This is a genomic window from Devosia sp. (assembly GCF_017744655.1).
Taxonomy (GTDB): Bacteria; Pseudomonadota; Alphaproteobacteria; order Rhizobiales; family Devosiaceae; genus Devosia.
Genome location: NZ_JAGIAW010000001.1, coordinates 1,102,031 through 1,127,275 on the forward strand (window position 1 = coordinate 1,102,031; position 25,245 = coordinate 1,127,275).

Annotated in this window: 27 protein-coding genes; 15 read left to right on the plus strand and 12 right to left on the minus strand. The window is 62.3% G+C overall.

Going from position 1 to position 25,245, the window contains the following annotated elements; all coding sequences use genetic code 11:
* Positions 1-99: 99 nt before the first annotated feature.
* The 4 genes from J7557_RS05470 to J7557_RS05485 form a co-directional block, all read right to left on the minus strand.
* Positions 100-1,077, minus strand: coding sequence for a DUF4344 domain-containing metallopeptidase (locus J7557_RS05470; RefSeq protein ID WP_291418080.1), 978 nt, complete (start codon positions 1,075-1,077; stop codon positions 100-102).
* A gap of 132 nt (positions 1,078-1,209) precedes the next feature.
* Positions 1,210-1,488: a hypothetical protein gene (locus J7557_RS05475; protein WP_291418081.1), complete on the minus strand. Its 279-nt coding sequence runs from the start codon at positions 1,486-1,488 to the stop codon at positions 1,210-1,212.
* Between the two features lie 59 nt (positions 1,489-1,547).
* The gene (locus J7557_RS05480) at positions 1,548-4,031 is read right to left on the minus strand and encodes a penicillin-binding protein 1A (RefSeq protein ID WP_291418082.1); all 2,484 of its coding nucleotides are present in this window, start codon (positions 4,029-4,031) and stop codon (positions 1,548-1,550) included.
* A gap of 221 nt (positions 4,032-4,252) precedes the next feature.
* Entirely contained in the window at positions 4,253-5,494 is a 1,242-nt protein-coding gene (locus tag J7557_RS05485) for an N-acetylmuramoyl-L-alanine amidase (RefSeq protein ID WP_291418083.1), read from the minus strand.
* 610 nt (positions 5,495-6,104) lie between these two features.
* On the opposite strand from J7557_RS05485, the gene J7557_RS05490 reads away from it, so the two are divergent.
* From J7557_RS05490 to J7557_RS05500, 3 genes are read left to right on the plus strand one after another with little or no spacing between them, the layout of a single operon-like run.
* On the plus strand, positions 6,105-8,792 hold the full coding sequence (locus J7557_RS05490; protein WP_291418084.1) for an Rne/Rng family ribonuclease: 2,688 nt from the start codon (positions 6,105-6,107) through the stop codon (positions 8,790-8,792).
* Positions 8,793-8,830: 38 nt separating this feature from the next.
* Positions 8,831-9,520, plus strand: a complete 690-nt coding sequence (locus J7557_RS05495; protein WP_291418085.1) for a YafY family protein — start codon at positions 8,831-8,833, stop codon at positions 9,518-9,520.
* Between the two features lie 60 nt (positions 9,521-9,580).
* Complete coding sequence (locus tag J7557_RS05500) at positions 9,581-9,952, plus strand: VOC family protein (RefSeq protein WP_291418086.1); 372 nt, start codon at positions 9,581-9,583, stop codon at positions 9,950-9,952.
* Positions 9,953-9,977: 25 nt separating this feature from the next.
* Here J7557_RS05500 and J7557_RS05505 read toward each other — a convergent pair whose 3' ends face one another.
* Together J7557_RS05505 and J7557_RS05510 are read right to left on the minus strand one after the other, a co-directional pair.
* Entirely contained in the window at positions 9,978-10,481 is a 504-nt protein-coding gene (locus J7557_RS05505) for a GNAT family N-acetyltransferase (RefSeq protein WP_291418087.1), read from the minus strand.
* Positions 10,478-11,629, minus strand: coding sequence for an aminotransferase class I/II-fold pyridoxal phosphate-dependent enzyme (locus J7557_RS05510; protein WP_291418088.1), 1,152 nt, complete (start codon positions 11,627-11,629; stop codon positions 10,478-10,480). Before J7557_RS05510 ends, J7557_RS05505 begins: the two co-directional genes overlap by 4 nt.
* A 156-nt stretch (positions 11,630-11,785) precedes the next feature.
* On the opposite strand from J7557_RS05510, the gene J7557_RS05515 reads away from it, so the two are divergent.
* The 6 genes from J7557_RS05515 (at position 11,786) to J7557_RS05540 (ending at position 16,673) form a co-directional block, all read left to right on the plus strand.
* The gene (locus J7557_RS05515; protein WP_291418089.1) at positions 11,786-12,640 is read left to right on the plus strand and encodes a DsbA family protein; all 855 of its coding nucleotides are present in this window, start codon (positions 11,786-11,788) and stop codon (positions 12,638-12,640) included.
* Positions 12,641-12,905: 265 nt separating this feature from the next.
* Positions 12,906-13,343, plus strand: a complete 438-nt coding sequence (gene aroQ / locus J7557_RS05520; RefSeq protein WP_291418090.1) for a type II 3-dehydroquinate dehydratase — start codon at positions 12,906-12,908, stop codon at positions 13,341-13,343.
* Between the two features lie 32 nt (positions 13,344-13,375).
* Positions 13,376-13,867, plus strand: a complete 492-nt coding sequence (gene accB / locus J7557_RS05525) for an acetyl-CoA carboxylase biotin carboxyl carrier protein (RefSeq protein ID WP_291418091.1) — start codon at positions 13,376-13,378, stop codon at positions 13,865-13,867.
* A 14-nt stretch (positions 13,868-13,881) separates the two neighbouring features.
* The gene (gene accC / locus J7557_RS05530) at positions 13,882-15,228 is read left to right on the plus strand and encodes an acetyl-CoA carboxylase biotin carboxylase subunit (RefSeq protein WP_291418092.1); all 1,347 of its coding nucleotides are present in this window, start codon (positions 13,882-13,884) and stop codon (positions 15,226-15,228) included.
* 49 nt (positions 15,229-15,277) lie between these two features.
* Positions 15,278-15,913 (plus strand): leucyl/phenylalanyl-tRNA--protein transferase, encoded by a 636-nt coding sequence (gene aat / locus J7557_RS05535; protein WP_291418093.1) that lies wholly within the window; start codon positions 15,278-15,280, stop codon positions 15,911-15,913.
* On the plus strand, positions 15,900-16,673 hold the full coding sequence (locus J7557_RS05540) for an APH(3') family aminoglycoside O-phosphotransferase (RefSeq protein WP_291418094.1): 774 nt from the start codon (positions 15,900-15,902) through the stop codon (positions 16,671-16,673). The genes aat and J7557_RS05540 overlap by 14 nt, the downstream gene beginning before the upstream one ends.
* Positions 16,674-16,769: 96 nt before the next feature.
* Here the strand turns inward: J7557_RS05540 and J7557_RS05545 are convergent, their stop codons facing one another.
* The 4 genes from J7557_RS05545 to J7557_RS05560 all read right to left on the minus strand — a co-directional run bounded on the left by J7557_RS05545 (position 16,770) and on the right by J7557_RS05560 (position 18,983).
* Entirely contained in the window at positions 16,770-17,267 is a 498-nt protein-coding gene (locus tag J7557_RS05545; RefSeq protein WP_291418095.1) for a GyrI-like domain-containing protein, read from the minus strand.
* Positions 17,268-17,288: 21 nt separating this feature from the next.
* Positions 17,289-18,074: an SDR family oxidoreductase gene (locus tag J7557_RS05550; RefSeq protein ID WP_291418096.1), complete on the minus strand. Its 786-nt coding sequence runs from the start codon at positions 18,072-18,074 to the stop codon at positions 17,289-17,291.
* A gap of 84 nt (positions 18,075-18,158) precedes the next feature.
* Positions 18,159-18,578 (minus strand): DUF2155 domain-containing protein, encoded by a 420-nt coding sequence (locus J7557_RS05555; RefSeq protein ID WP_291418097.1) that lies wholly within the window; start codon positions 18,576-18,578, stop codon positions 18,159-18,161.
* Between the two features lie 6 nt (positions 18,579-18,584).
* Positions 18,585-18,983 (minus strand): NADH:ubiquinone oxidoreductase subunit NDUFA12, encoded by a 399-nt coding sequence (locus J7557_RS05560; protein ID WP_056308148.1) that lies wholly within the window; start codon positions 18,981-18,983, stop codon positions 18,585-18,587.
* 135 nt (positions 18,984-19,118) lie between these two features.
* Between J7557_RS05560 and J7557_RS05565 the strand changes: the two genes are divergently transcribed.
* From J7557_RS05565 to J7557_RS05575, 3 genes are all read left to right on the plus strand, one after another.
* Positions 19,119-20,303, plus strand: a complete 1,185-nt coding sequence (locus J7557_RS05565; RefSeq protein ID WP_291418098.1) for an MFS transporter — start codon at positions 19,119-19,121, stop codon at positions 20,301-20,303.
* A gap of 62 nt (positions 20,304-20,365) precedes the next feature.
* Positions 20,366-20,782, plus strand: a complete 417-nt coding sequence (locus J7557_RS05570; RefSeq protein WP_291418100.1) for a VOC family protein — start codon at positions 20,366-20,368, stop codon at positions 20,780-20,782.
* A 116-nt stretch (positions 20,783-20,898) separates the two neighbouring features.
* Positions 20,899-21,378: a hypothetical protein gene (locus J7557_RS05575; RefSeq protein ID WP_291418102.1), complete on the plus strand. Its 480-nt coding sequence runs from the start codon at positions 20,899-20,901 to the stop codon at positions 21,376-21,378.
* On the opposite strand, the gene J7557_RS05580 is transcribed toward J7557_RS05575, so the two are convergent.
* Positions 21,375-22,286: an SMP-30/gluconolactonase/LRE family protein gene (locus J7557_RS05580; protein WP_291418104.1), complete on the minus strand. Its 912-nt coding sequence runs from the start codon at positions 22,284-22,286 to the stop codon at positions 21,375-21,377. The genes J7557_RS05575 and J7557_RS05580 overlap by 4 nt on opposite strands.
* A 189-nt stretch (positions 22,287-22,475) precedes the next feature.
* On the opposite strand from J7557_RS05580, the gene J7557_RS05585 reads away from it, so the two are divergent.
* Both J7557_RS05585 and J7557_RS05590 read left to right on the plus strand, forming a co-directional pair.
* Positions 22,476-22,958 carry a CAP domain-containing protein gene (locus J7557_RS05585; RefSeq protein ID WP_291418106.1) on the plus strand — a complete coding sequence of 161 codons (483 nt, stop codon included), beginning with the start codon at positions 22,476-22,478 and terminating at the stop codon, positions 22,956-22,958.
* A gap of 7 nt (positions 22,959-22,965) precedes the next feature.
* Complete coding sequence (locus tag J7557_RS05590; RefSeq protein ID WP_367272876.1) at positions 22,966-23,175, plus strand: sulfurtransferase TusA family protein; 210 nt, start codon at positions 22,966-22,968, stop codon at positions 23,173-23,175.
* A gap of 133 nt (positions 23,176-23,308) precedes the next feature.
* Here the strand turns inward: J7557_RS05590 and J7557_RS05595 are convergent, their stop codons facing one another.
* Positions 23,309-24,472 (minus strand): D-alanyl-D-alanine carboxypeptidase family protein, encoded by a 1,164-nt coding sequence (locus J7557_RS05595; protein WP_291418110.1) that lies wholly within the window; start codon positions 24,470-24,472, stop codon positions 23,309-23,311.
* Positions 24,473-24,637: 165 nt separating this feature from the next.
* Between J7557_RS05595 and J7557_RS05600 the strand changes: the two genes are divergently transcribed.
* Positions 24,638-25,207 carry a type 1 glutamine amidotransferase family protein gene (locus J7557_RS05600; protein WP_291418112.1) on the plus strand — a complete coding sequence of 190 codons (570 nt, stop codon included), beginning with the start codon at positions 24,638-24,640 and terminating at the stop codon, positions 25,205-25,207.
* Positions 25,208-25,245: the final 38 nt, after the last annotated feature.

Below are 25,245 nucleotides of genomic sequence, written 5' to 3' on the forward strand. Positions count from 1 at the left end.
GCCGCGCTTTCTGGGCGGGCCGCTTGGCTATTGTAGTCCCAGGCTCACCCTCTCATGATCCTGGCGCGAGGCTGACGCGCCAGGATTTGCGAGCTAGGCCTAGTCCGCCTGCACCGTCATGAAGGTATCGATGATATAGTCCCAGCTCGCGTCGTAGCGGGCGAATTCCTGTGGGCAGCGCAGGGCGCGGGCCGAGGGGAGGATGTTCAGGGCGTCGGTCTTCTTGAGCCAGTCCATGACCTTGTCCTCATCGAAGGCGTCGGGGTTCTTGTTGATGGTATCGAAAACCATGACCATGCCCGGTGCGAGGATTGGGCCATAGGTGTCCGTATCGGAGCCAAGCACAAGGCACATGACGTCGTAGTAGCGCTGCTGGCCAAGGCTGTGTTCGTTGGCGAGGATCGAGCGCGAGATCTCCTCGGGCGCGAAGGATAGTTGCTTGAAGAAATAGGCACCAAGGAGAGCGATGCGGGAGGGGCGATCCTCGAAGGCATCGCCTTCCTCATCGGCGCCGATCAGGGTCAGGGCTGCGAACTGGTCGACGGCGTCTTCCTCGCGGCCGGTGATCGGCAGATCGTAGAGCGCCGTCAGGCCATGGCCGAGTTCGTGGAGGAGCACGAAAAGGGTGGTGCCGCTGAGGACGGTTTCCTGGTCGGCCCAGCGGAAGAACTCGCCGTCCTGGCCTTCGAGATATTCGTAGCTCTGGTTGTAGTCGGCGACCAGCTCGTAGCAGAAGGTGATGCTCTGCTCGCTGGGGCTCCAATAGGCGTTTGAATAGCCGCAATCGGTAAAGGTGACCGGGACATCGACCGGCAGAGCAATCTGGTCGGCCAATTCATCGAGGACGTCGGCAAAGAGGCCATCCTTCTCGAATTTGCTGCGGACCAGGCCAATCTCGCGGATATTGCTCGGCTCGAAGGTCAGGATGAAGCGGTGTTCGCCGAGGACTGGGCCGGCAGCGGCGCCTGGGGTTAGCGCCTCGACCTCAACGTCTTCGGGAAATCCGACGGTATCCTGGGCAAGCGCCGGAGTGGCAATCAGGCTGGCCAGCAGGCCGAAATGAATCAATGAACGCAAAATACGCCCCCTCTTTCTCAATCAACGGCCGCACCATAGGGGTGAAGCGGAGGATGAGAAGCGAAAGCAAAGCCTAGTGTGAAGGCTTCCTTTACGAGGCGCATCAGAGGTTTAGCAAGCGCGTGGCTTTGCCTAGAAAACGGGTGTGACAGGCTTGGGGAAGTTCAGCGAGTCGAAGCGGCGCTGGAGCTGGATGTCGTCGATCTTGCGCTCGATGGCGTTGATCTCGACCTTGTACTGATACTGCTCGCTCTTCCGCGAGAGCTCCTGCTGGAGGCAGACCAGCCTTTGCTGGTTGGCTTCGATGGCTGCCGCGGTATCGCCGGCCATCGGCGCGGGGCATGCTGCCATTGCCGGCACGATGGTGCAGGCAGCAAAGAGGATGGCGAAGGGCAAGCGTCTCTTGGTCATGGTCTCAAGATGGGCATTCGCTGCGGCGGGTGCAAATCACGACGAAGGGACTTAGTGACCTAGTCGCTCGAGAGGCTCTGCGGTGCGCTCAGGCTCGGATCGAGGAATTGGCCATTGCTGCTCGGCTGGGTGACCACGGCGCCCCCATATTGCTGTTGCATCTGCATCTGGCGCATGGCCGCGTCATAGCCCTGCACTTCGACGCCGATGACGGAGGTCATCAGGTTCGGGCCGGTGCCGGGCTTGAAGGCTTCCTGAATGCCGGATTCGCCTTCGTAGGCTTGAACACCGGTGCTTGGATTGATCCAGGCCGTGGTCATACCGGATGGCGTGTTGAACGGGGTCGCGGGCTTGCCCTGCATAGCCTTGGCCATGAAGTTGGTGAAGATCGGCACGGCGAGGCCGCCGCCGGTCGAGGCATTGCCCATAGAGCGCGGACGGTCGTAGCCGACATAGATGCCAACGGCGAGGTCGGGGGTGAAGCCGACGAACCAGGCGTCCTTGTAGTCATTGGTGGTGCCGGTTTTGCCGGCGACGGGACGATTGAGGGCCCGGGCGGCAGTACCGGTGCCACGCTGGACGACGCCTTCCATCATCGAAGTGATCTGGTAGGCGGTCATCGGATCGAGAACCTGAGGACGGTTGTCGAGAATGCGCGGTTCGCCCTGCCCGTGCCAGTCGGCAGCGGAGCAGCCTTCGCAGACACGCTCGTCGTGGCGGTAGACGGTGGTGCCGTAGCGGTCCTGGATGCGGTCGATGAGGGTCGGCACGATCTTCCGGCCACCATTGGCGATGGTCGCATAGGCCGAGGTCATGCGCATATTGGTGGTTTCGCCGGCACCGAGGGACATGGCGAGGACCGGCTGCATGTCGTCATAGATGCCGAACATGCGCGCGTATTCGGCGATGAGCGGCATGCCGATGTCGCGGGCGAGGCGAACGGTCATGACGTTTCGGCTGCGTTCGATGCCGCGGCGGAGCGTTTGCGGACCGTAGAATTCCTGAGCGTAGTTTTCCGGGCGCCAGATGGAGCCGTCGCCATTGCGGATTTCGACGGGGGCGTCGAGGACGACGGATGCAGGGGTGTAGCCATTGTCGAGCGCTGCCGCATAGACGATGGGCTTGAAGGAGGAGCCGGGCTGACGCAGGGCCTGCGTGGCGCGGTTGAACTCGGATTCGGCGAAGGAGAAACCGCCGACCATGGCGAGGACGCGGCCAGTACGCGGGTCCATGGCGACGAGCGAACCTTCGACTTCGGGCACCTGCTCCAGGGTGAAAATACCCTGCTTGCCGGCGACCGGGGAGACGTAGACGACGTCGCCGACCTTGACGATGTCTTCGACGCGCTTGGAAATCCAGCGGATTTCGGGGCCGGAGAGCGTACCTTCGACTCGCTCGGGACTTGAGGCACCGTCGACATCATTTTCCGGGCGGAGGCCGATGCGAGCTTCGTTGCCGCCGACGGAGAGCACGACGGCGAGCTGCCATTCGGGCACGTCGCTCAGCGGCTTTATCTTGGCGACGTCGAGGCCCCAATCATCGCCCAACTCGATGCTTGCGACCGGACCGCGGAAACCGCGGGTATGGTCGTATTCGATCAGGCCATCCATCAGGGCGCGACGGGCATATTCCTGGAGGCGCGGCTCAAGCGTGGTGCGGACCGAGAGGCCGCCGCCATAGAGCTGGTCTTCGCCGTAGAGTTTTGCCAGTTCGCGGCGCACGTCTTCGGTAAAGTATTCGGCGGCATAGACCTGGCTGCCGGAGGCACGCGGGATGACGTTAAGGGGCGCTTCCTTGGCGACAGCAGCTTCCTCGGGCGTAGCATAGCCATTCTCGACCATGCGGTCGATCACCCAATTGCGGCGCTCGATAGCGGCCTGCGGGCGGCGGAAGGGATGGTAATTGTTCGGACCCTTGGGGAGCGCGGCGATGTAAGCGGCCTCGGGCAGTGTGAGCTGGTAGAGCGCCTTGTCGAAATAGTTCAGGGCCGCGGCGGCAACACCGTAGGAATTGAGGCCGAGGAAGATTTCGTTGAGGTAGAGCTCGAGGATCTTGTCCTTGGAGAAGGTCGACTCGATGCGGATGGCGAGGATCGCCTCCTGAATCTTTCGATCCCAGGTCTGCTCGGAGGTGAGCAGGAAGTTCTTGGCAACCTGCTGGGTGATGCTGGAACCACCGCCCTGAATGGAGCTGTTGCCGTCCATGCGGGCGAGAAGGTTGTCGCGCAGGGCGCGGACGATGCCGTCGATGGCGATGCCGTTGTGGGAGTAGAAATCCTTGTCTTCGGCGGAAAGGAAAGCGTGGACGAGAAGCGGTGGAACCGTTTCGATCGGCTGAAAAAGGCGACGTTCCCTAGCGTATTCGGCCAACAGGGTGCCGTCGGCCGCGTGGACGCGGGTGGTCACGGGCGGCTGGTAGTCCTTGAGGACGGTGTAGTCAGGCAGCTGCGCGGAGACAGTGGCGAGATAGACGGCGGCTATGGCGACGCCACCAAGCGCCACGAACATGCCGAAACCGAACAGCCAGCCGAGTAGACGAAACATGCGATCAGATACTCCACGGACGCCGGTTATGTTCGGCGGCCACCGTCGTTGTAGTTTTCACCGTGTCATCCCCGCGAAAGCGGGGACCTCAGTTCCCAAACAGGGGTTCCCGCTTTCGCGGGAATGACACCGTGGGGGTGGATAGATCCACATGGTTGTGGCCGAGACTCTCCCGGCATTTTCAGAATAGCAGAGCGGGCGCGGGCGCTTAATCACTTTGCTTAGGGTTCGGCTTCGACGCTGTCGAAATAGGTAGAAATGCCACGCGCAATCGCCTCGGCAGTGCGGTTCTGCCAGTCGGACTGGGTCAGGTTGGTGATGTCGTCGAGATTGGAGAGGAAGCCCAGTTCGATGAGCACAGAAGGCACATCGGGGGCCTGCAGCACGAAGAAATCGGCCTGACGCACGGGGAAGCGACGCAGGGCGACGCTGGGTTCGAGTTGATGCACGATGGCTTGCGCGGCGACATAGGACTGCTTGCGCATTTCGCGGCGCATCAGGTCGAGTAGGATGTCCACGACCTCGGGAGCCATTTGCGGCATGGCGAAGCCGGCGATGACGTCGGACTTGTTTTCGGTGTCGGCCAGCACCTTGTCGAGCACGTCGGTAGCGTTTTCATCGCGCGTATAGACGCTCGCGCCGCGGATTTCGGGCTGCTGAAAACTGTCGGCGTGAATGGAAAGGAAGATGTCAGCCTTGTTGGTACGGGCAAGATCGACGCGTTCTTCGAGGCGGAGATAGGTATCGTCTTCACGCGTCAGGGCGACGTCGAAGCGGCCGGATTCGACGAGGAGTTCCTGCAATTTGAGGGAGAAGGCGAGGACGATGTCCTTTTCCCGGATGCCGTTATGGGCTTCTGCACCGCTATCGATGCCGCCGTGGCCGGGGTCGATGACGACGAGCGGGCGCGTAGCAATGGGGAGTTCGGAGCCGCCGGCGGGCGTGGATTCGGCTGTGGTTTCGGCGACAGTGGCCGAAGTGGTGCGGTCGCGCTCGACATTGGCGGCGAAGGTCTCGGCATCTGCGGGAATGATGTCGACGACGAGCCGGGCGGGCTGATCTTCGAAGGGATCGAGGACATAAGCCTGCTGCACCTGAGCAGGTGCAGCGAGCGTCAGGGTGGTGCGGACACGGTCGGAGGCCGCCTGCTCTACCAGATAGGACTCGATGAGCGTCGTCTCGGACGGAGCACCGCTGGGCTCGGGCACCGAGAAGGTGCCGGCGCGGACGTCGATGGCGAGGCGGTTGGGCTCCGCGAGGGAAACGAAGGAGAATTCGGTTTTCGAGGCGAGGTCGATGACGAGGCGCGCGCGATCCTCACCAACAGTGACGCGCACGTCGATGACATTGGGGAGGCCAACGGGAATGGCAGCGGGCGCGGCTTCCTGTGCGTGAAGCGACAGGGTCGGGGCAAAAGCCAGGAAGAGCCCAAGGACGAGCGAGCGGATGACGCGAAAATTCAAAACTGGTCGGGCCCCATGCGTATGGCGAAACCGTGTCACATGCCCTTCGGGCGATTCTGCGGCATTTTTGGCTTATGCGATGATTTGCAACAGGGCGCAAAGAATGGGCCACGGCAATAAGCCCGATATTCCTCACATTTAGACTTTCCTGTTGCCAATCTGGCGCAACCGCCATACACGCTTATATGAAGGCGCAGGAGTTTCGCGAGCGCCAGCGAAAGGGTTTCAAAGTCCCTTCGCGCCGCTGCGAACCCCCGGCTAGCCAGTGTGCCACACAAGCACCTGCCCGGCATGAAAGCGGCGATTTTCAACGCCTTCGCAAACGAATTTCGGTCCCTCACGGGGATCGGACGGTGGTTGGCCTTTGGGGCCGGCCATCCAATAGGAAGAGGTCATATGGCCCGCAGGCGGACAAAGCGCGACGCGATCGAACTGAACGATTGCCGTTTTGCTTCGCCCTTTCTCCCGGCCATGACCGAATTTGCTGGTGCGCAGAACGTGAGAGGTTCGCGCCCGATTGTTTTCAACACATTCGCCCCGCAACGCGCCGAGCCAGGTTCTCCGGTTCGCCGGCTGACGCCCTTTGGCGCGCGGGTGCGCGGAGTAAATTATGGCAACCAAGAGAATGCTGGTGGATGCCATCCACCCGGAAGAAACACGGATTGTCGTCACAGCCGGTAATCGGCTGGAAGAGTTCGACTTTGAATCGGCGTCCCGCCGCCAGTTGCGGGGAAATATCTTCCTCGCCAAGGTGACGCGCGTCGAGCCGTCGCTGCAGGCGGCCTTCGTCGAATATGGCGGCAATCGCCACGGGTTCCTCGCTTTCAGCGAAATCCACCCGGACTATTACCAGATCCCCGTCGCCGACCGCGAAGCCCTGCTGCGCGATGAAGAGCACGAGGAAGAGCATCACGAAGAGACGGAAGAAACCGTCTCGGTGCCCGAAGGCGTGGCTGAAACCGAGGCTGAAGCCGATCCTCAGGAACATGAGGAAGAGAGCCACATCGAGCAGGCTCCGGCCAATTCCGAACCTGTCGAGTCGATCGGCGGGGCGGATGCGCTCGAGGAAGTGCCGGAACGTCGCCAGCGCAGCCAGCAGCGTCGCCACCAGTACAAGATCCAGGAAGTGATCAAGCGCCGGCAGGTGATGCTCGTGCAGGTGGTCAAGGAAGAGCGCGGCAATAAGGGCGCAGCTCTCACCACCTATCTGTCGCTCGCCGGTCGCTATTCGGTGCTGATGCCCAACACCGCCCGTGGCGGTGGCATTTCGCGAAAAATCACGAATGCCGCGGACCGCAAGCGCCTGAAAGAAATCACCTCGGACCTCGAAGTGCCGCAGGGCATGGGCGTCATCCTGCGTACTGCAGGCGCGACCCGCACCAAGGCCGAAGTGAAGCGCGATTTCGAATATCTGATGCGCCTGTGGGAAAGCGTGCGCACGCTGACGCTGCAGAGCCAGGCGCCCTGCCTCGTTTACGAGGAAGGCTCGCTCATTAAGAGGACCATTCGCGACCTCTATAACAAGGACATCGACGAAGTGTTGGTGGCTGGCGACGCGGCTTATCGCGAAGCCAAGGACTTCATGAAGATGATCATGCCGTCCCACGCCAAGAACGTGAAGCCCTATGGCGAAGAGCAGCCGCTGTTCTCCAAGTATGGCATCGAGAACCAGCTCGACCAGATGTTCTCGCCGGTCGTCACCCTGCCCTCCGGCGGCTATATCGTCATCAATCCGACCGAAGCGCTGGTTTCGATCGACGTGAACTCGGGCCGCTCCACCAAGGAGCACAATATCGAAGACACGGCGCTTCAGACCAATCTGGAAGCCGCCGACGAAGTGGCGCGCCAGCTGCGCCTGCGTGATCTTGCCGGCCTGATCGTGATCGACTTCATCGACATGATGGAGAACCGTTCGAACCGTGCCGTCGAGCGCCGTCTCAAGGACGCGCTGAAGGACGATCGCGCGCGCATCCAGGTGGGCCGCATCTCGCATTTCGGCCTCATGGAAATGAGCCGCCAGCGTATCCGCTTCGGCGTTGTCGAAAGCTCGACCCACAAGTGCCCGATCTGCGATGGTACGGGTCTCGTGCGTTCGACCGAGAGCCTGGCGCTGATGATCATGCGCCACGTGGAAGACCACGTGCTGCGCAAGCAGGGCCAGTCGATCAACGTCCGCGTGCCGACCGACGTGGCGCTCTATGTGCTCAACTACAAGCGCGACACCCTGTCTGCCCTTGAAGCGCGCAATTCGCTTTCGATCACCATCACGGCCGACGGCAAGCTGACTGGTCACCAGTTCTCGATCGAGAAGGGTGAAACCCGTGTCTCCTCCTATGTCGATCAGCGTGCGGCGAGCCATGTGCGCGTCGATAGCGCCGTGATCGAAGAGATCGACGAGGAAGTGGTCGAGGAAGAAGAGATCGAAGAAGAAGCCACCGAGGCCCGCCAGGACAATGGCGGCGAAGGTGAAGGTGGCGGCCGTCGTCGTCGTCGCCGTCGTCGCCGTGGCGGCGCCAATGGCGAGCGTGGCGAGGACCGTGCACCGGTTCAGGTCCGCGAGAGCGATGCTGAAGCTGGTGACGAGGAAGGCGCCGACGAGGCCAGCGAGGCGGAGGGCGAGGACGCAACAACTGCCGACGCTGATAGCGAAACCCGCCGCCGTCGTCGTCGTGGCCGCCGTGGTGGCCGTCGCAACCGTCGCGAGCAGGAAGGCGAAGTCGCAGCCGAGGGCGGCGAGGCTACTGCATCCGAGGCGAGCGAGGCCGAACAGGCCGTCGTGGCCGAGGTGGTGCTGGCCCAGCCGGAAGTCGCCGCCGCGGAAGCTGCGCCGGCTGAGGCTGTCGAAGCGGTGGCTGAAGAAGCCGCTGCCGAAAAGCCGAAGCGCAAGCCGCGGGCCCGCAAGGCCAAGACGGCGGACGCCGAAGCACCCGTGGAAGTGAGCGCCGAGGCGCCGGTTGCTACGGAAGCTCCCGTTGTTGCCGAAGAGACCGCCGAGAAGCCCAAGCGCAAGCCGCGTACGCGGAAGAAGGCTGAGCCTGTGGCGGAAGAAGCTCCAGCGGTCGTCGAGACTCCGGTCGAAGCGGCACCGGAGGCCCCCGCCCCGGCCGCAGAGCCTGTTACCGAAGCTGCGGAGGCGCGGCCGAAGCGCCAGAAGAAGGAACTGCCACCGGAAGGCGTAGTGGTTTCTTCGAGCGCCAAGCCGGCTGAAGAGACTGCGCCCGCCGAAAGCGAAGGCGAAGCTGAGCCCGACAAGAAGAAGAAAGTCGGCTGGTGGCAGCGCCGGCTGGGTCTCGGCTAGGATTTTGGGGGCGGCCTTCGGGCCGCCCTTTTCGTCTCATGTCCCGCGCTGCCCGCCTGCTCGATCTGCTGCAATTGCTGCGAAACCGCCACCAGCCGGTGACCGGGCCGGATTTGGCGCGCGAGCTGGGGGTGTCCATTCGGACTCTCTATCGCGATATCGCGACGCTGCAGGCGCAGGGGGCGGATATTCAGGGCGAGCCGGGGCTGGGCTATGTGTTGAGGCCGGGATTTACGCTGCCGCCGCTGATGTTTTCGGCGGATGAGATCGAGGCAATTGTGCTGGGATCGCGCTGGGTGGCGGCGCGCGCAGATGACAATCGGCTAAGTGCTTCGGCAAAGCAGGCGATGAGCAAGATATTGGCGGTGTTGCCGGCGGAACTGCGGGACCGAGCAGAGGCGACAAACCTGCTGGTGGCGCGGATCGGGTTGGAGCCAGCGCAGGTAGATGCGGGGCAGATACGGCTGGCGATCCGAAACGAGCGCAAGCTGGTCATTCGGTATGATGATCTCAGCGGCGCGGCGACGGAGCGGGTGATCTGGCCGTTCATGATCGGCTTTTTCGAGAAGGTGCGGATTGTCGCTGCCTGGTGCGAGATGCGGCAGGATTTTCGCAGTTTCCGGGTGGATCGGATCAGCGCCATGGCGGTGTCCGAGGAGCGCTATCCGAAGCGGCGGGCGGTGATGTTGAAAGAGTGGTGGGAGCGCGAGGGCATTGCGCCGCCGTGAGCCACTGCCGGAAACTGGCAGTCCCTGCTGCTAGGTTTTCTCCATCGAAAGGAGAACGCCATGCGCACCCTTAATTACATTCTGCTGGCCGTTGCTAGCCCCGCCGCGAGCGAGAAATTCTACTCGGGCCTTCTGGGCGTCACGCCGGTGGAGAATTCGCCCACCTTCGTCCTCTATGTGCTGCCGAGCGGGATGAAGCTCGGGTTTTGGACCAAGGACGAGATTGAGCCGAAACCGCTGCCGGTGGGCGGCGTGGAAGTGACGTTCAGCGAGGACGACGAGGCCGCGGTTCAGGCGACCTATGCCGACTGGTCGGGCAAGGCGAAGGTCTTGCAGGAGCCGGTGGCCATGGATTTTGGCTTCACTTTCGTGGTGGAAGATCCCGACGGACACCGACTCCGGGTTTTCACGCCGCCAGCAAGCCGCCGGTAAGTTTCGGGCGCGGCTTTGGCCGCGCCTATTTTGTTGGGTAGTAGCGATAGACCACGTCGCCTTCGTCCTGCACGGGCGCGTTGTCGTCGCGGATGCCGCCGAGGCGGGCGGAGACGGCCATGGAACGGTGGTTCTCTGGATCGAAGTAGCTGACGAGGGTTGGCAGTTTCAGTTCTGCAAAGGCCCAATCCCGGAGCACCTCGGCGGCTTCGGTGGCGTAGCCGTGGCCTTCAAAGCCATCATAGAGGAGCCAGCCGAGTTCCTTTTCGGGAAAGAGCGGACCGTGATTGATGCCGATCTGGCCGACGCAGGCGCCGGTTTGCTTGACGTCGATCATCAAGGCGCCGTGGCCGTAGAGGGACCAAAGGGCGATGTCGTGGCAGAACATGCCCCAGGCGCCGCGCTGGTCGAATGGGCCGCCCATGTAGATCGCGCGTTGCGAACCCATCAGGGCGGCGTAGGCGGGGAAATCTTCCATGCGCGGGGCGCGGAGGGTGAGACGCGGCGTTTCGAGGGTTGGGATTGTCATGATCCGGCCGTGAGGAAGGTTTTGAGGCGGTCGAGGGCGAGGTCGACCGTGTTGCGTGTGCCGGCATAGCTGAAGCGGACGAAGCCGTGGCCGTTGACGCGGTCGAAGTCGACGCCGGGGGTGGCGGCGATGCCGGCCCGCTCCAGCATCGATTCACAAAAAGCCAGGGAGTCGTTGGAAAACCTCGATATTCCGGCATAGGCGTAGAAGGCGCCATCGGCCGCGGAAGCTAGGTCGAAGCCGAGATTTTGGAGGCCAGCTGTCAGGGCGGCGCGATTGGCGTCGTAGCTGGCCTTCTGCTCTTCGGAATAGTCGCGCTCGTTGAGCGCTGCAGTCGCGGCGATCTGGCTGAGGGTGGGCGCGGAAATGAAGAGGTTTTGCTGCAGGATTTCGGCGCGGCGGACGAGGGCTTCGGGAAGCACCATCCAGCCGATGCGCCAGCCGGTCATGCAGTAGTATTTGGAGAAACTGTTGATGACGATAGCGTCTGAGGTCAGCTCTAGCGCCGAGACCGAGGGACCGCGATAGTCGAGGCCGTGGTAGATTTCGTCGGAGATCAGGGTGACGCCGAGACGGCGGCAGGTGTCGATGATGTCGGCGAGGCCGGCGCGGTCGATGGCGGCGCCGGTGGGATTGGCAGGGCTGGCGAAGAGGAGACCTTCGAACGGCTTTTCGCGGTAGGCGGCTTCGATGTCGGCGCCCGTAAGATGCCAGTTGTTGGCCGCGGTGACGGGGATTTCCGCGTATTCGAAACCGAGGCCGATGAGGGTGTTGATATAGGCGGGGTAGCCCGGGCGCGTGATGGCGATGCGGGCGCCGGGGCGGAAGGCGGTGTGAAAGGCGAGGATGAAGCCGGCCGACGAACCCATTGTCGCTAGAATCATTTCCGGGTTCACAGAGACGCCGTGTTGCTCGGCGTAGTAGCGCGAAAGTGCCTCGCGCAGATCGAGGCGGCCCTTGGCGCTGGTATAGCCCTGCGGATCGGGCAAGGCGCGGGCGACGGCTTCTAGCACTTTTGGAGCGGGAGGATGACCGGGCTCGCCCAGCTCCAGATGGCAGATGGTGCGCCCCTGCCCTTCGAGCACCTTGGAACGGTTGAGAATGTCCATGGCGAGAAACGGCATGAGGCCGTCGGCTGCGGGGGTCATAGGCGGCTCCTGTTGGTCCATCGGGACTAACCGGAAGCGCGGGCTCACTCAACAACAATTGAAGCAAGGCTTTAGACTGCGGCAATTGTCCGGTGCCAGATTGGCCGGAGGTCTGCTAGAAGGCCCATGCGCAGAATCTCTGGGAGCACCCGTCTTATGAATCGTCTGTCTATCGTGCTGGCCGCCGTGGCGGGAATCCTCGCGGGGGCACTGGGCTATTCCCAGCTCAATAAGCCAGAACCGCAGACAGATACGGTTGCGGTGCGCGCCATCGTCGAGAGCGTGCTCACCGAGCGCGAAGCGACCGCCGGCGCGGAGCCGCAGGCGGTGGCGGCAATCGACCCGGCAGTGCTTAATCCGATGATCGAGAGCTTTCTGATGAGCGACCCCAAGCTGCTGCAGCGGCTGTCGGTGGCGCTCGACGAGACGCTGCGCACCGAAGAAAGCGCCAAGGCGCAGGTTGCCATCACGCAGATGCAGGACAAGATCTTCAATGATCCCGGTCAGGTCGTGCTGGGCAATCCGAACGGCGATGTGACGCTGGTCGAATTCTTCGACTACAATTGCGGCTATTGCCGTGCGGCGCTGCCCGATCTGGCGACGCTCCTGGCGGAAGACCCAAACCTGCGGGTCATCCTCAAGGAATTCCCCATTCTCTCCAATGAATCCATCGATGCGGCGCGCATCGGCGTGCTCGTGGGCGAGGCCGATGTCGACTACTGGGCTTTTCACGAGGCGCTGTTTTCGAGCCGTGGCAAGGTGGACAAGGCGGTAGCGCTGGACGCCGCCGGCTCATTGGGCCTGAGCAAGGTCGATCTGGAACTGAAGATGGGTGAGCCGAGCGTGGCCAAGACCATCCAGACCTCCTACGAGATTGCGCAGGCGCTGGGGATTACCGGGACGCCGACCTACATCATCGGCAATGAGATCATTCCGGGTGCGATCGGGGTAGATGATCTGCGGACGCGCATCGCCAATATGCGGGCCTGCGGCCAGTCGGTGTGCAGCTAAGGTCTTTACTCTGAAATTCTCCTACTTTCGTCACCACCGGGCTTGTCCCGGTGGTCCCCAGCGGAGGGGAGATGGATTGCCGGGACAAGCCCGGCAATGACGACGATCGAGAGTGGTGGCGTATCCCTCGCCGACCGGTTAGCCTGAATCTCGCCCGACTCTGCCGTTAGACGCGCGGAAAGCACCGAGGAGGCTCGCCTTTTCGGTGCAATTCGTGTAACCGCCCTTGCACCGCCGGAAAGAGCCGGTGCACAACGAAAAGACTATGGCAAAGCACGTTCTCGTCCTCAACGGCCCGAACCTCAACATGCTCGGCAAGCGCGAGCCCGGAATCTACGGCGCTCAAACTTTGGCCGATGTGGAGGTCATTTGCAGGGCCGCCGGCGACGAATTCGGCCTTTCCATTGATTTCCGCCAATCCAATCACGAGGGTGAACTGGTCACCTGGATCCAGGAAGCGCTCGGCACGGCCGACGGCATCCTGATCAATCCCGGCGCCTATTCTCACACTTCGGTGGCAATCTACGACGCCTTCAAGGCCGTCAATTTGCCTGTGGCGGAAGTTCACATCAGCAACATTCATCAACGCGAGGCCTTCCGACACCACTCTTATGTGTCGGCAGTCGCCTTCGGCGTCATTTGCGGCTTTGGTACGCTGGGGTATAGATTGGCCCTGGAAGCCATGGCTCAGAAACTCGCATAACGCTTCGACTGGAAGCCGGGAGACCGACAAGAATGACCAAGTCATCGCAGGTGGATCAGGACCTGATCCGCGCCATCGCTGAACTGCTCAACAAGGAAAATCTCGCCGAGATCGAGATCGAGCAGGAGGACCTCCGGGTTCGCGTCACCCGCTCCTATCCGGTTGAAGCTCCGGCCTATGCCCCTGCCCCGCAGTATTATGCGCCGCCCGCCGCGCCGGCCGCTCCTGCTGCCCTCGCTTCGGTCGTTCCGGCTGCCGCTCCCGCGACCAAGGAAGACCTCGCTGCCAATCCGGGTACGCTGACTTCGCCGATGGTGGGCACCGCCTATCGTTCGCCCGAGCCGGGCAAGCCGCAGTTTGTCGATGTCGGCACCAAGGTTTCCGAAGGCCAGACGGTTCTCATCATCGAAGCGATGAAGACCATGAACCAGATTCCGGCGCACCGTTCGGGCACCGTTACCCGCATTCTCGTGGATGACGCCCAGCCGGTCGAATATGGCGAGCCGCTCGTCGTCATCGAGTAAGGAGGGACTTTCACGTGTTCCAGAAAGTCCTGATCGCCAATCGCGGCGAAATCGCCCTGCGCATCCTGCGCGCCTGCAAGGAACTGGGTATCCAGACCGTTGCGGTGCACTCGACGGCTGACGCCAATGCCATGCATGTGCGCCTTGCCGATGAAAGCGTCTGCATTGGCCCCAATGCGGCCAAGGACAGCTATCTCAATATCCCGTCGATCCTCGCAGCCTGCGAGATCACCGGGGCGGATGCCGTGCATCCCGGCTATGGGTTCCTCTCGGAAAACGCCCGTTTCGCCAAGATCCTCGGCGAGCACAATGTGACCTTCATCGGTCCTTCGGCGCACCATATCGAAATCATGGGTGACAAGATCACCGCCAAGAAGACGGCGGTTGAGCTGGGCATTCCCGTGGTTCCGGGTTCGGCCGGGGCGGTCGAAACCGAAGCCGACGCGCTGAAAACCGCCAAGGAAATCGGCTATCCCGTGCTGATCAAGGCGACGGCCGGTGGTGGTGGTCGTGGCATGAAGGTGGCGCAGAGCGAGAAGGACGTGCTGGTTGCATGGTCGACCGCACGCTCGGAAGCCAAGGCGGCCTTTGGCAACGATTCCGTCTATATGGAAAAGTACCTCGGCAAGCCGCGCCATATCGAAGTGCAGGTGCTTGGCGATGGCCAGGGCAATGCCGTGCACCTCGGCGTGCGCGACTGCTCGCTGCAGCGTCGCCACCAGAAGGTGTGGGAAGAGGCCGGCGGCCCGACCATTACCGTCGAAGAACGCGACCGCATCGGCGAAATCTGCGCTGCGGCCATGCGCAAGCTGAGCTATTCGGGCGCGGGCACAATCGAGTTCCTCTACGAAAACGGCGAGTTCTATTTCATCGAAATGAACACCCGTCTGCAGGTTGAGCACCCGGTCACCGAGCGCATCACCGGCATCGACATCGTCTATGAGCAGATCCGCGTTGCTTCGGGCGAAAAGCTGTCGATGACGCAGGAGAAGGTGCAGTTCTATGGCCATGCCATCGAAGTGCGCATCAATGCTGAGGACCCGCAGACCTTTGCGCCCTCGCCTGGCACGATCACCTTCTACCACCCGGCCGGTGGGGTTGGTGTGCGCGTCGATTCCGCGGTCTATCAGGGCTACAAAATCCCGCCCTATTATGACTCGCTGATCGGCAAGCTGATCGTTTATGGCCGCACGCGTGAGGAATGCCTCAAGCGCTTGAGCCGGGCGATCGACGAGTTTGTTGTGGATGGTGTGAAGACGACCCTCCCCCTGTTCCAGCGGTTGATCAAGCAGCCCGACATCATTGCCGGGAACTACGATATTCACTGGCTGGAAAAGTTCCTGGCCGAGAACAAGGCCTGACAACTCAAAGGGGCGCTTTGCGCCCCTTTTCCATTTTTGCTGACTGAGCATGGCCCGCCCTACCGATCCCTTTGACATCGAGGTGACGCCCGAGCTGATCGTTCGGGCCTATCGCGCCGGCATCTTTCCCATGGCGGAAGATGCGGCGGATGAGGACCTGTTCTGGGTGAGCCCGGAAATGCGCGGGATCATGCCGCTCGACGGCTTTCACGCGTCGAAGAGCCTCAGGAAGGCCATGCGGAAATCGGGGTGGGATATTCGCGTCGATAGTGATTGGGACGGGATTATCGAAGGCTGCGCGACGGTGGGCGAGGATCGTTCGACGACCTGGATCAATGGGACGATCCGGGCGGTCTATGGCGAGCTGTTTCGGCGGGGCGTGGCGCATACGGTGGAAATCTGGGACGGCGGCGACCTTGTGGGCGGGCTTTATGGGCTGGCTATTGGCGGAGCGTTTTTTGGGGAATCCATGTTTCATCGGCGCACCGATGCCAGCAAGATGGCGATGGCGCATCTGGTGGAGCGGCTGAATGTCGGGGGATTTCAACTGCTCGATACTCAATTCGTGACGCCGCATCTGGCTTCGCTCGGCGGGATCGAGATTCCGCGGGCCGACTACGAAGACAAGCTGGCGCAGGCGCTGGCGGTTACGGGGAATTGGGGAGCGTTGGATGAATCCGCGTGAGCGACTGCCGCTGCAATTGAAAGCCTTGCAGGCGCGGGAATGGGAACCCATCACCATCGGGGAGTCGCAGGCCTCCGTATGGCGTATTCCTATGGGCGAGAGCGCGCTGTTTCTGAAGGCGGAGCCGGCTCATGACCTGGATGAAATGGGCGACGAATTGCTGCGGCTCGATTATCTCGCGGAGATGGGCTTTCCGGCGCCGCGCGTGGTCGATCATGTGATTGCCGATGACTTCAACTGGCTTCTCATGACTGCGGTAAAAGGCAGGGATTTGACTCACCTGGGGGATGAACCTCAGGTTTTGATTCAGGTGCTGGCGGATGGGTTGAGGCGGCTGCATGCGCTCGATCCCGCCAACTGCCCGTTCGACCACTCGCTCGATCGGCGGCTGCGGGACGCCGAGGCCAATGTGCTGGCGGGGCGGATCGACGAGACGGATTTTGACGATGAGCGCGATGGCTGGACGGCACGGCAGGTGTTTGACTGGCTGGCGAACAATCGACCGGACGAAACCAATCGCGTGGTGACGCATGGCGATGCGTGTCTGCCGAATTTCCTGGCGGATGGTGCGCGGTTTGGCGGCGTGGTCGATTGCGCGCGGCTGGGCGTGGCGGATCGCTGGCAGGATCTCGCGCTGGCGTGCCGGAGCCTGGAGTTCAATGGCGGCGAGAATTTCGTTGCCGATTTCCTCGCCGCCTATGGGGCGGAGTTCGATGCCGAGCGCTATGCGTATTATTGCGCCTTGGACGAGCTGTTTTGACCGGATCGTAGGCTTTGGTGCCACGCCCTCGTGGTTCGAGGGTCGGCTGCGCCTCCCGCCTCACCATGAGGGCTACTGGGGAGCCAAACGCGACGCCTAATCCTTGAGCTTGAAGGCCAGGGTCGTCACCCAGTCTTCCATGTTTGGCACCTCGGCCGGATCGGATTCGTAGATTTCGAGGCGGCAGGCGAAGTGGTCGCCGTCGGGCTTTTCTTCCATGTCGAAATCCTGGCCGGTGAGGCGGGCCCAGCCGATCAGCATGCCGGTGACGGTGATCAGCTTGTCGGGGTGGCCGGTCCAACTGAGGCCGATGAAATTGCCGGCGGGGAGCGTGCCGTTTTTCACTGCCCCCTCCTCCGGGCCGAGGGCTTCGACGGGGATACCGGCTTCGACATCGAGCGTGTCTTCCATGTTGATGCGGCGGTAATTGTAGAAGGCGGCGCCGACAGGCTTAAGGCCGTGCTTTCCGAGATGGGCGAAGAGTTGCGGAAAGCCTTCGCGGGCCGGCTTCTGCATCTGCCGCATGGTCACGGTGAAGGGCACGTAGATATAGGGCTGAGCCTTGCGTTTTTCGGTCTTGGGCAGGGTCAACATGGGTGGTTCTCCTTCCAAAAATCAATCGACCTGGGCGCCGCCGGTCGTGTTGGCGAGGGTGGCGGTCATGCTGGAGGCGAGATCGCTGGCGAGCAGCACCACGGCATCGGCCACCTGCCCCAGCGAGGAAATACGGCGCAACGGCGTGTCCTTGGCGACTTCGGCGTGCATTTCCTCGAACGTGATGCCCTTTTCGCGGGCGTGGATCAGCCAAGCTTCGCGCACGCCGGGAGCGTCGGGCGAACCGGGGGAGCGCACCCAGCAGCAGCGGACACCCTTGGGGCCATTTTCGGCGGCGAGATGGCGGAGGAAATGTTCCACCGCTGCGCAGGCGATGCCGAAGCCGCCCATTTCGGTATAGGCCTCGCGGGCCGCGTTGGCAGTGATGCCGAGAATGGCGCCGCCGCCATTTTCGCCCATGTGCCGGGCCATGACGCCGCCGACATTGAACCAGGATTTTAGCCCGCGCTCGACCGGCATGATGAAGCGATCATAGGTGAGATCGATGATCGGCGTACCCTGGGCATCGCCCCAGTCGATGGCGCTGAAGACGATTTTCACGGGGCCGCTGATTGCGACGACGTCGTGAAGGTGACCCTCGACCGAGGCGCGGTCCAGCGCGTCGGCTATGCCGACATGGATTTCAGCACCCGTGCGGCGCAATTCTTCTGCCATCTGTTCAAGGCGTTCGCGGCCCCTGGCGACGAGATGGACGATGGCGCCTTCGCGCGCAAAGGCTTTGGCAACTGCTCCGCCCACGGCGCCGCTGCCGCCATAGACGACGGCGACTTTTCCCTTCAGCAACATCTTTACCCTCCATCATCGAGCCATCATTGGCCATTCATGGCCACGACGGACGAGGATGGAGGATTTAGACACGGTCTTGGCGAATTATCGCTGGTCGGGCGGCGGGACGTTGGTGCTGGTTTTGCACTCGATCAGCCAGACGTCGTAGACGGGGTGATCGACCGCATTCAGCGCCGGGCTATCAGCGAACATCCAGCCGGTAAAAATGCGCTTGGCGGTGCCATCAAGCGAGCGCTGATCGACTTCGAGAAAGGCCGAGGTGCGCTGAAGGGTGTCGGTGGCGGGACGGTCGTAGCAGGCGCGCGGCGTTATCTCGAGGGCACCGAAGAGAACGGTTTCGTCGATATAGACGTCAAAGCGCGTGATGCGGCCGGTGATCTTGTCGAGACCGGCAAGGGTCGCGACCGGATGCGCCATGGGCTGCGCATTTGCGGGCACAACGGCAAGCGCCAGCCCAAGGAGGGTCAGCGCAGCAAAAAGGCGGGAGAGGAAGCGCAGAGGCATGGGCCCTTATTCGGGCGACCAGGCCTGATAGTCGCCAGTGACGCGCGGACGCTCGCCGCTCTTGAGAAGGCTGCCATCAGGGCGGTAGGCTTCTGCGGTGCCGGTGAGATTGGCCTGGTGCGGCTTTTCCCAGGCGCGCGGCTTGTAGTTGGCGTCGGTCGGAACGACGTCGGTACGGTGGTGCATCCAACCGTGCCAGCCGGGCGGGATGGCCGAAGCGTCGGCGTAACCGGCATAGGTCACGTAACGGCGGTTGGCCTTCTTGTCCTGATAGTAGCGGTTGCCGAATTCGTCGGAGCCGACATAGTTGCCGAAGCGCTTGATCCAGAGACGCGTTCCCCAGGTCTGGCCACGCCACCAGGCGAAGATTTCGGTGAGGAATTGCTTGGTATCAGACTTGGCCACGGTACGATTCCGCTCAACGTGTATGCTTTGTCTGGCGGTTTATCACGCTCGCCGCGAGGAGCCTAGACCAAAGCGACGCATTTTGGCTGCAACTTGGCGCGAGCGTCGGTGGGAGCGGGACGGGAGGAGAATGGGGTGAGGCTTTCTGCTTTTCTCAGAGTCTATTACGCCTATGTGTTCCTCTTTGACTTCATCTTTGCCTACGCCGTCTATACGGCGCTGTTTTCGCTCGAAGGGCTGAGCACGAGCCAGATTGGCGTACTGCTGGCATTCTGGTCGGCTTCGGCGATTGTGCTCGAAATGCCTTCTGGGGCGCTTTCGGACCACTTTGACCGCAGGGCGCTGCTGGTGCTGGCGCCGCTGGCGAAGGCTGGAACCTTTGTGCTCTGGGGCATCGCGGGCGGCAATTTCTGGCTCTATGGCGCAGGCTTTCTGCTCTGGAGCCTGGGCCAAGCGATGCAATCGGGTTCGCGCGAGGCGCTGCTCTACGAGCGCATGGCGGCCGAGGGGCGGACGGACGAATTCGACAAGGTGCTGGGGCGGGACAATGCCGCAGAAGGATTAGGCATTGGGCTCGGCACGCTGTTCGGTGGCTTTGTTGCCTATCAGGGTTTTGAATGGGCCATATGGCTGTCTATTCCGCCGTTGCTGGTTTCCTCCGCTCTCGCCTTCTGGCTTGAGGATGTGCGGCGCAAAGGCTTGACCGAAGACGAGGGCGATGCCGGCGGCGGCTATTTCGTCCATTTCAAGCATGCCTGGGACGAGTTCCGCGACCGGGCGGAGCTGCGCTTCGTGACCACCTATATCGCGACCGGCCTCTTGGTGTTCCAGGTGCTCGAGGAGTTCGACCAACTCTACTTTCTCGCTGTGTCGTTGCCGGTCTGGGCCTGGGGGATCGTGGTGGCTGGTGTCGAGGCGGTCTATGCGCTGATGAGCATTCACGCCTATCGACTAGCGAGGCGGCCGTGGCTTGCCTGGGTGCTGCCGGGTGCAGGCGGTGTCTTGCTGGTTGCGGCATCGCTGGGGCAGACGGCTCCTTACGTTTTGCTGCTTGCAGCCGCCTATATCGTGGTGGCGCCAGTGACGGTACTGGCGGAGGCGCGGTTTCAGAGGATCATGGAAGGCAAGAGCCGGGCGACGACGACCTCGGCGCTGGTCATGGCCGAGAATGTCGTGGGGATCGTGGCGACGCTGGGATTTGGCTTTCTGGCGGATTGGGTGGGCATTTTGCCGTCCTATGGTTGGGCAGGGCTGGTCATGGCGCCTTTCGTGCTCTGGGTAATCCTGCGGCAGAGGCGCGGGTTTCGGGCGACCGACTAGCCCCTATTTCCCGTCACAAGACAGGTCTAGGCTGGGTTATCGGCCAGCGAGAGGAGACAGCCATGACCGTACGTCTCAACCCCTATATCAACTTCCGTAACAATGCCCGCGAAGCGCTTGCCTTCTATCACTCGATCTTTGGCGGCGAGCTGAACCTGTCGACCTATGCCGAGGGCGGCATGCCGCATGATCCGGCCGAAGCGCAGAAGATCATGCATGGGCAGCTCGACGCAGCCAATGGCATGACGCTGATGGCCGCGGATGCGCCGGCGAGCATGCCCATTCCCAGTGAGAGCAATATTTCGGTTTCGCTGAGCGGGGATGACGAAGCCCTGTTGCGTGGATACTGGAACGGACTTGCCGCTGGTGGGCAACCGATCATGCCGCTCGAAAAGGCGCCCTGGGGTGACACTTTCGGCATGCTGGTCGACAAGTACGGCATCAGCTGGATGGTCAATATTGCCGGCCAGCAAGGCTGAGCTTGCAAAGCGGGCTCTCGGGCCCGCCCTGCCCCGGATCACATTTCATCGTGCCAGCGAACCCGCGCGCCGCGACGACGTTGTGCTGTCATCTCGCAAGGACAGGGAGATGAGAGATGGCACAGATGCACCATCGCGGCGGGCTGGTGCCCCAGGAAACCAATTTCGACAATGCGGACCAGGCGGGCATTGCCCAGCCCTATAGCCAGAGCGAAATCGAAGACCTACTCTATGGCGATGACCGGCCGGTCGATGAGCGTTTGGCCCGGCTGCGCGAGATGCGCGACGAAGCGGCCATCCGTGAAAGCGGCGACTGGGGCGATGAAGACCCGGCAGCCATGCTCGATGAACTCGACAGGGCCATTGAGGAACTGAGCGGGGATCGCGAGGCGACCGACAACAATTTCGGCATCGAGGATGTGGTGCTGGACGATCCGGCCAACCATTCCCATGCCCTATCGCCCGACGATGTCGATGCGCTGGAACGCCTCGCGGGAGAAAGCCTCGAGGACGACGAGGACAGCTTTTACGAGGAAGACGAAGACGGCCCAGCGGATGATGACCACTGGGCCGGAAGCGAAGAATTCCGGCACTAAGGCTTTTGGGCGCCGCTGACGGCCAGATAGATGGCGTAGACCGAGGTGGTGGCGGTGATGAAGAGCCGGTTGCCCCTCTGTCCGCCGAAGGTGAGGTTGGCGACGCCTTCGGGCACATTGATGCGGCCGAGTAGCGTGCCATCGGGCGCGTAGCAATGCACGGCCGGACCGCCGCTAGTCCAGAGATTGCCGTGAACGTCGACCCGCATACCGTCGGGAATGCCGCTGTCGAGGGTGCAGAAGGCACGGCCATTGGCGAGGGTCTTGCCGTCGACGACGTCGAAGACACGGATCATGCGCGGGTGGTCGAGCTTATGGCTGGAGCCGGAATCGGCGATGTAGAGGCGCTTTTCATCGGGTGAAAAGACGAGGCCATTGGGCTGGAGGAAATCCGTGGCGACGGCGGTCAGGCTGCCGCTGTCGGGATCGAGGCGATAGACATTGTGCGTTGCCTGTTCGGGCTCGGCCTGGAAACCTTCGTAATCCGTCAGAATGCCGTAGGTTGGGTCGGTGAACCAGACGCCGCCATTGGAGTGAACCACCACATCGTTTGGCGAATTGAGGCGCTTGCCTTCAAAACGGTCGGCGAGGACGGTGATCGTGCCGTCATATTCGGTGCGCGTGACGCGGCGCAGGCCGTGTTCGCAGGAGACGAGGCGCCCCTGGCGGTCGCGGGTATTGCCGTTGGAGAAGTTGGAATTGGCGCGATAGACGGAAACCGTGCCATCGGGCTGGTAGCGCATCATGCGATGGTTGGGGATGTCGCTCCAGAGCAGGTAGTCGCCATCCTTGAACCAGACTGGCCCCTCTGCCCAGCGGCAACCGGTATAGATCTGCTCAAGCTGAGCGCTGCCGATGATGAGATCGCGAAACCGCTCATCGATGACTTCGTGAATTGTGGCCGACATTTCTTCCCCTCCAGCGGCAGGAAAGCTGTGCCCTGCCAAGACCCTGCCGCAAATATGACCGACAAGGCCGAGGCGACCATAAATGGGGGTTTTACGCGCGGCAATGCCGAAGCAAGCGGGATTAACCTCACATCAGGCTCGCCGTGAGAGTTTGGCGGCAATCGGCCCCACGAGCCCAAAAGGATTCCAATGAAAACCTCGCTTCTTCGTATCGCCGCCCTCGGTGTTGCACTTTCCGCCACCATCGCCATTGCCGGATGTTCGATGATGGGCGGCGGCGGCGCGCCGGTGGCCCTCGCCTCGGGCTTGACCGCTCGCATGGACCAGCCGAATGCACGTCTCGACCGGGCGCAGGCGATCGACCTGATCAATGCCTATCGCTCGACGCGCGGCGTTCCGGCGCTCGTGGCTGATACGGGGCTTGATGGCACGGCGCAGGCGCTGGCCAACCAGTATGCACAGACGGGTACGGCTCCGGCGACCCCGGCGGGCATGACGGTGATGAAGCTCAGCGCGGGCTATGCCACCTTTGCCGACACGTTCTCGGGCTGGCGCAATAGCCCGGCCGACGCGGCGGGTCTCGTGGCGCAGGGCAGCAAGGCGGGCCTTGGCGTCGCCTATAATGCGGCCTCGAGCTATGGGGTCTATTGGGTACTCGTCGTTGCCAACTGAGCCTGAGGTGATCGACGCCAGGGGGCTGAAATGCCCCCTGCCCGTGCTGAAGCTGGAAAAGAAACTGGACGGCCTGGCGAAGGGCAGCGCGCTTACGGTGCTGGCCACTGATCCAATGGCGGCGATCGATATACCGCTCTATTGCCGGCAGCGCGGGCACGGGTGCGAGGCGAACACCCAAGGCGATGTGCTGCGGTTCGAGATCGTGGCTGGGTAGCCCGACTAAACACTCAATTATCTAGCGTCGTCATTGCCGGGCCTGTCCCGGCAACCCAGCTTGGCTGCGGCATGGACCACTGGGACAAGCCCGGCGGTGACGACGGTGAAAGGTCAGGTGCTTTTGGTAGAGACTACCTGAACACGGGCCGCGGGCGCGGATAGGGGATGCCGGGATTGGTGGCGAGGTCGAGGCCAGGACGGAGGCCGGCTTCGGTGGCCGCGTTTGCCGCGACGTCCTGAACAACCGGAAAAGCCGGGACGTGAGCCGGGCGTGGGCGCGGCAGGACGATGCCGGTGCGCACGCGCCCGAGGTCGGTGGCGACGTGTTCCAGCGCGGCGATGGTGTCCGTGAGATAGCTCGGCTGGCCCTTGAGGCCCATTGGGAAGGCAGCTTCCTGGGCCTTCACATATTCCGCAGCGCCTTTGCCGCAGATATTGGGACGCATGTCGACCGGCGCGGCGCCGACGGCATTGGGGAGCGCGAGGATATTCTGGCCGGTGCCGGTGGCAGAGCCGGAGAGACCCTTGAGGAGGAGTTCGGCGGCGCGTTCGTTGCGATCGCGGCCGGAGGAGCCTCCCAGCACGACGGCCATCAGGCGGCGGCCGTTACGGTCGACATCGGCCACGAGATTGAGGCCCGAGGCGCAGACATAGCCGGTCTTCATGCCGATGGCCCCGGCAAAGGTCTTCAGGATTTCGTTCTGGGATTCGAGCTTCTGGCCGTTGATGCGGACGACGCTGGTGCGAAACATCTGCATGTATTGGGGAAAGCTCTGCTCAATATAGAGCGAGAGGATGGCGAGGTCGCGGGCGGTGGTAACCTGGCGGGGATCGTGCAGGCCATTGGCATTGACAAAATGTGTGGCCGTCAGGCCCATGCGCTGCGCGACGTCGTTCATCTTGGCAACGAAGCTGGCTTCATTGCCGCCGATGGTCTCGGCGATGGCCACCGCCATGTCGTTGGCCGACTTGACGATGAGGATGTAGAGCGCGTCTTCCATGGAGACCGAGGTGTCGACCTTGAGGCCCGAGCGGCTGGGCGCCTGGCTCAGGGCGTATTTCGAGAGGGTCACCGGGGTTTCGAGCGTTATCGTGCCCTTGGCGATTTCCTCGAAGGCCACATAGGCGGTCATCAGCTTGGTGAGGGAAGCCGGGTGCCAGGGCTGGCCGGCATCCTCGGCGTAAAGCACCTGCAGGGTATCGCGATCGACGAGGAGGAGCGGGGTCGCGAATGCCGGCACCAGGCTTGCAAAGCTCAGGACAAGGGCAATGGCGAAACGGCGCAACAACAGCACGGGGAATCTCTTAAGCAGGTCTTACGGGGACGCGGCCACTCTTACCAGCGTCCTCCTGAAGCCTCAAGAAATGGGGCAAAGTTTGACGGGACCGTGAATGGGCTGCTGACGCAGATTGTCGCGGCAAAGCGAAATCCTGATGCTCGAACCAGTAAGGATTTCGCCATGACCACCTTTGTTACCATTCTCACGCCCGGCTATGCCGATTGGGAAACCGCGCTGCTCAACGCCGCGGCCCGCAGCTACTATGGGATTAACACGCTCTTTGCGACGCCCGATGGCGAGGAAGTGGTGTCTTCGGGCGGGCTGAAGGTGACGCCGCATATGGCGGTGGCGGATATCAATGTCGACGAGATCGATGCGCTGCTGGTGAATGGCGGGACGATCTGGAGCACGCCGTGTGCGCCGGATATTGCCGAGGTGTTGCGCAAGGCACACGCTGCCGGCAAGACCGTGGGCGGGATTTGCGACGGCACGCTGGCACTGGCGAGGGCGGGACTGCTCGACGAGGTGCCCCACACTTCCAATGGGCCAGAGAGCCTGCCGGATACAGGCTATAAGGGCGTTGAGCACTATCGCGATCAGCCGCAGGCGGTGCTTTCAGGCAAGATTGTTACGGCGCCGGGCACGGCGCCTGTCAGTTTCATGGGCGCGGTGTTTGAATCGCTCGGCATGCGCAATGGCGATATGGACTTTTATCTCGGGCTTTATGGCAGCGAGCACAAGGCGGCCTAGTGCCGACTGCCGCGGCGATGGTTTGCCGGGACAAACCC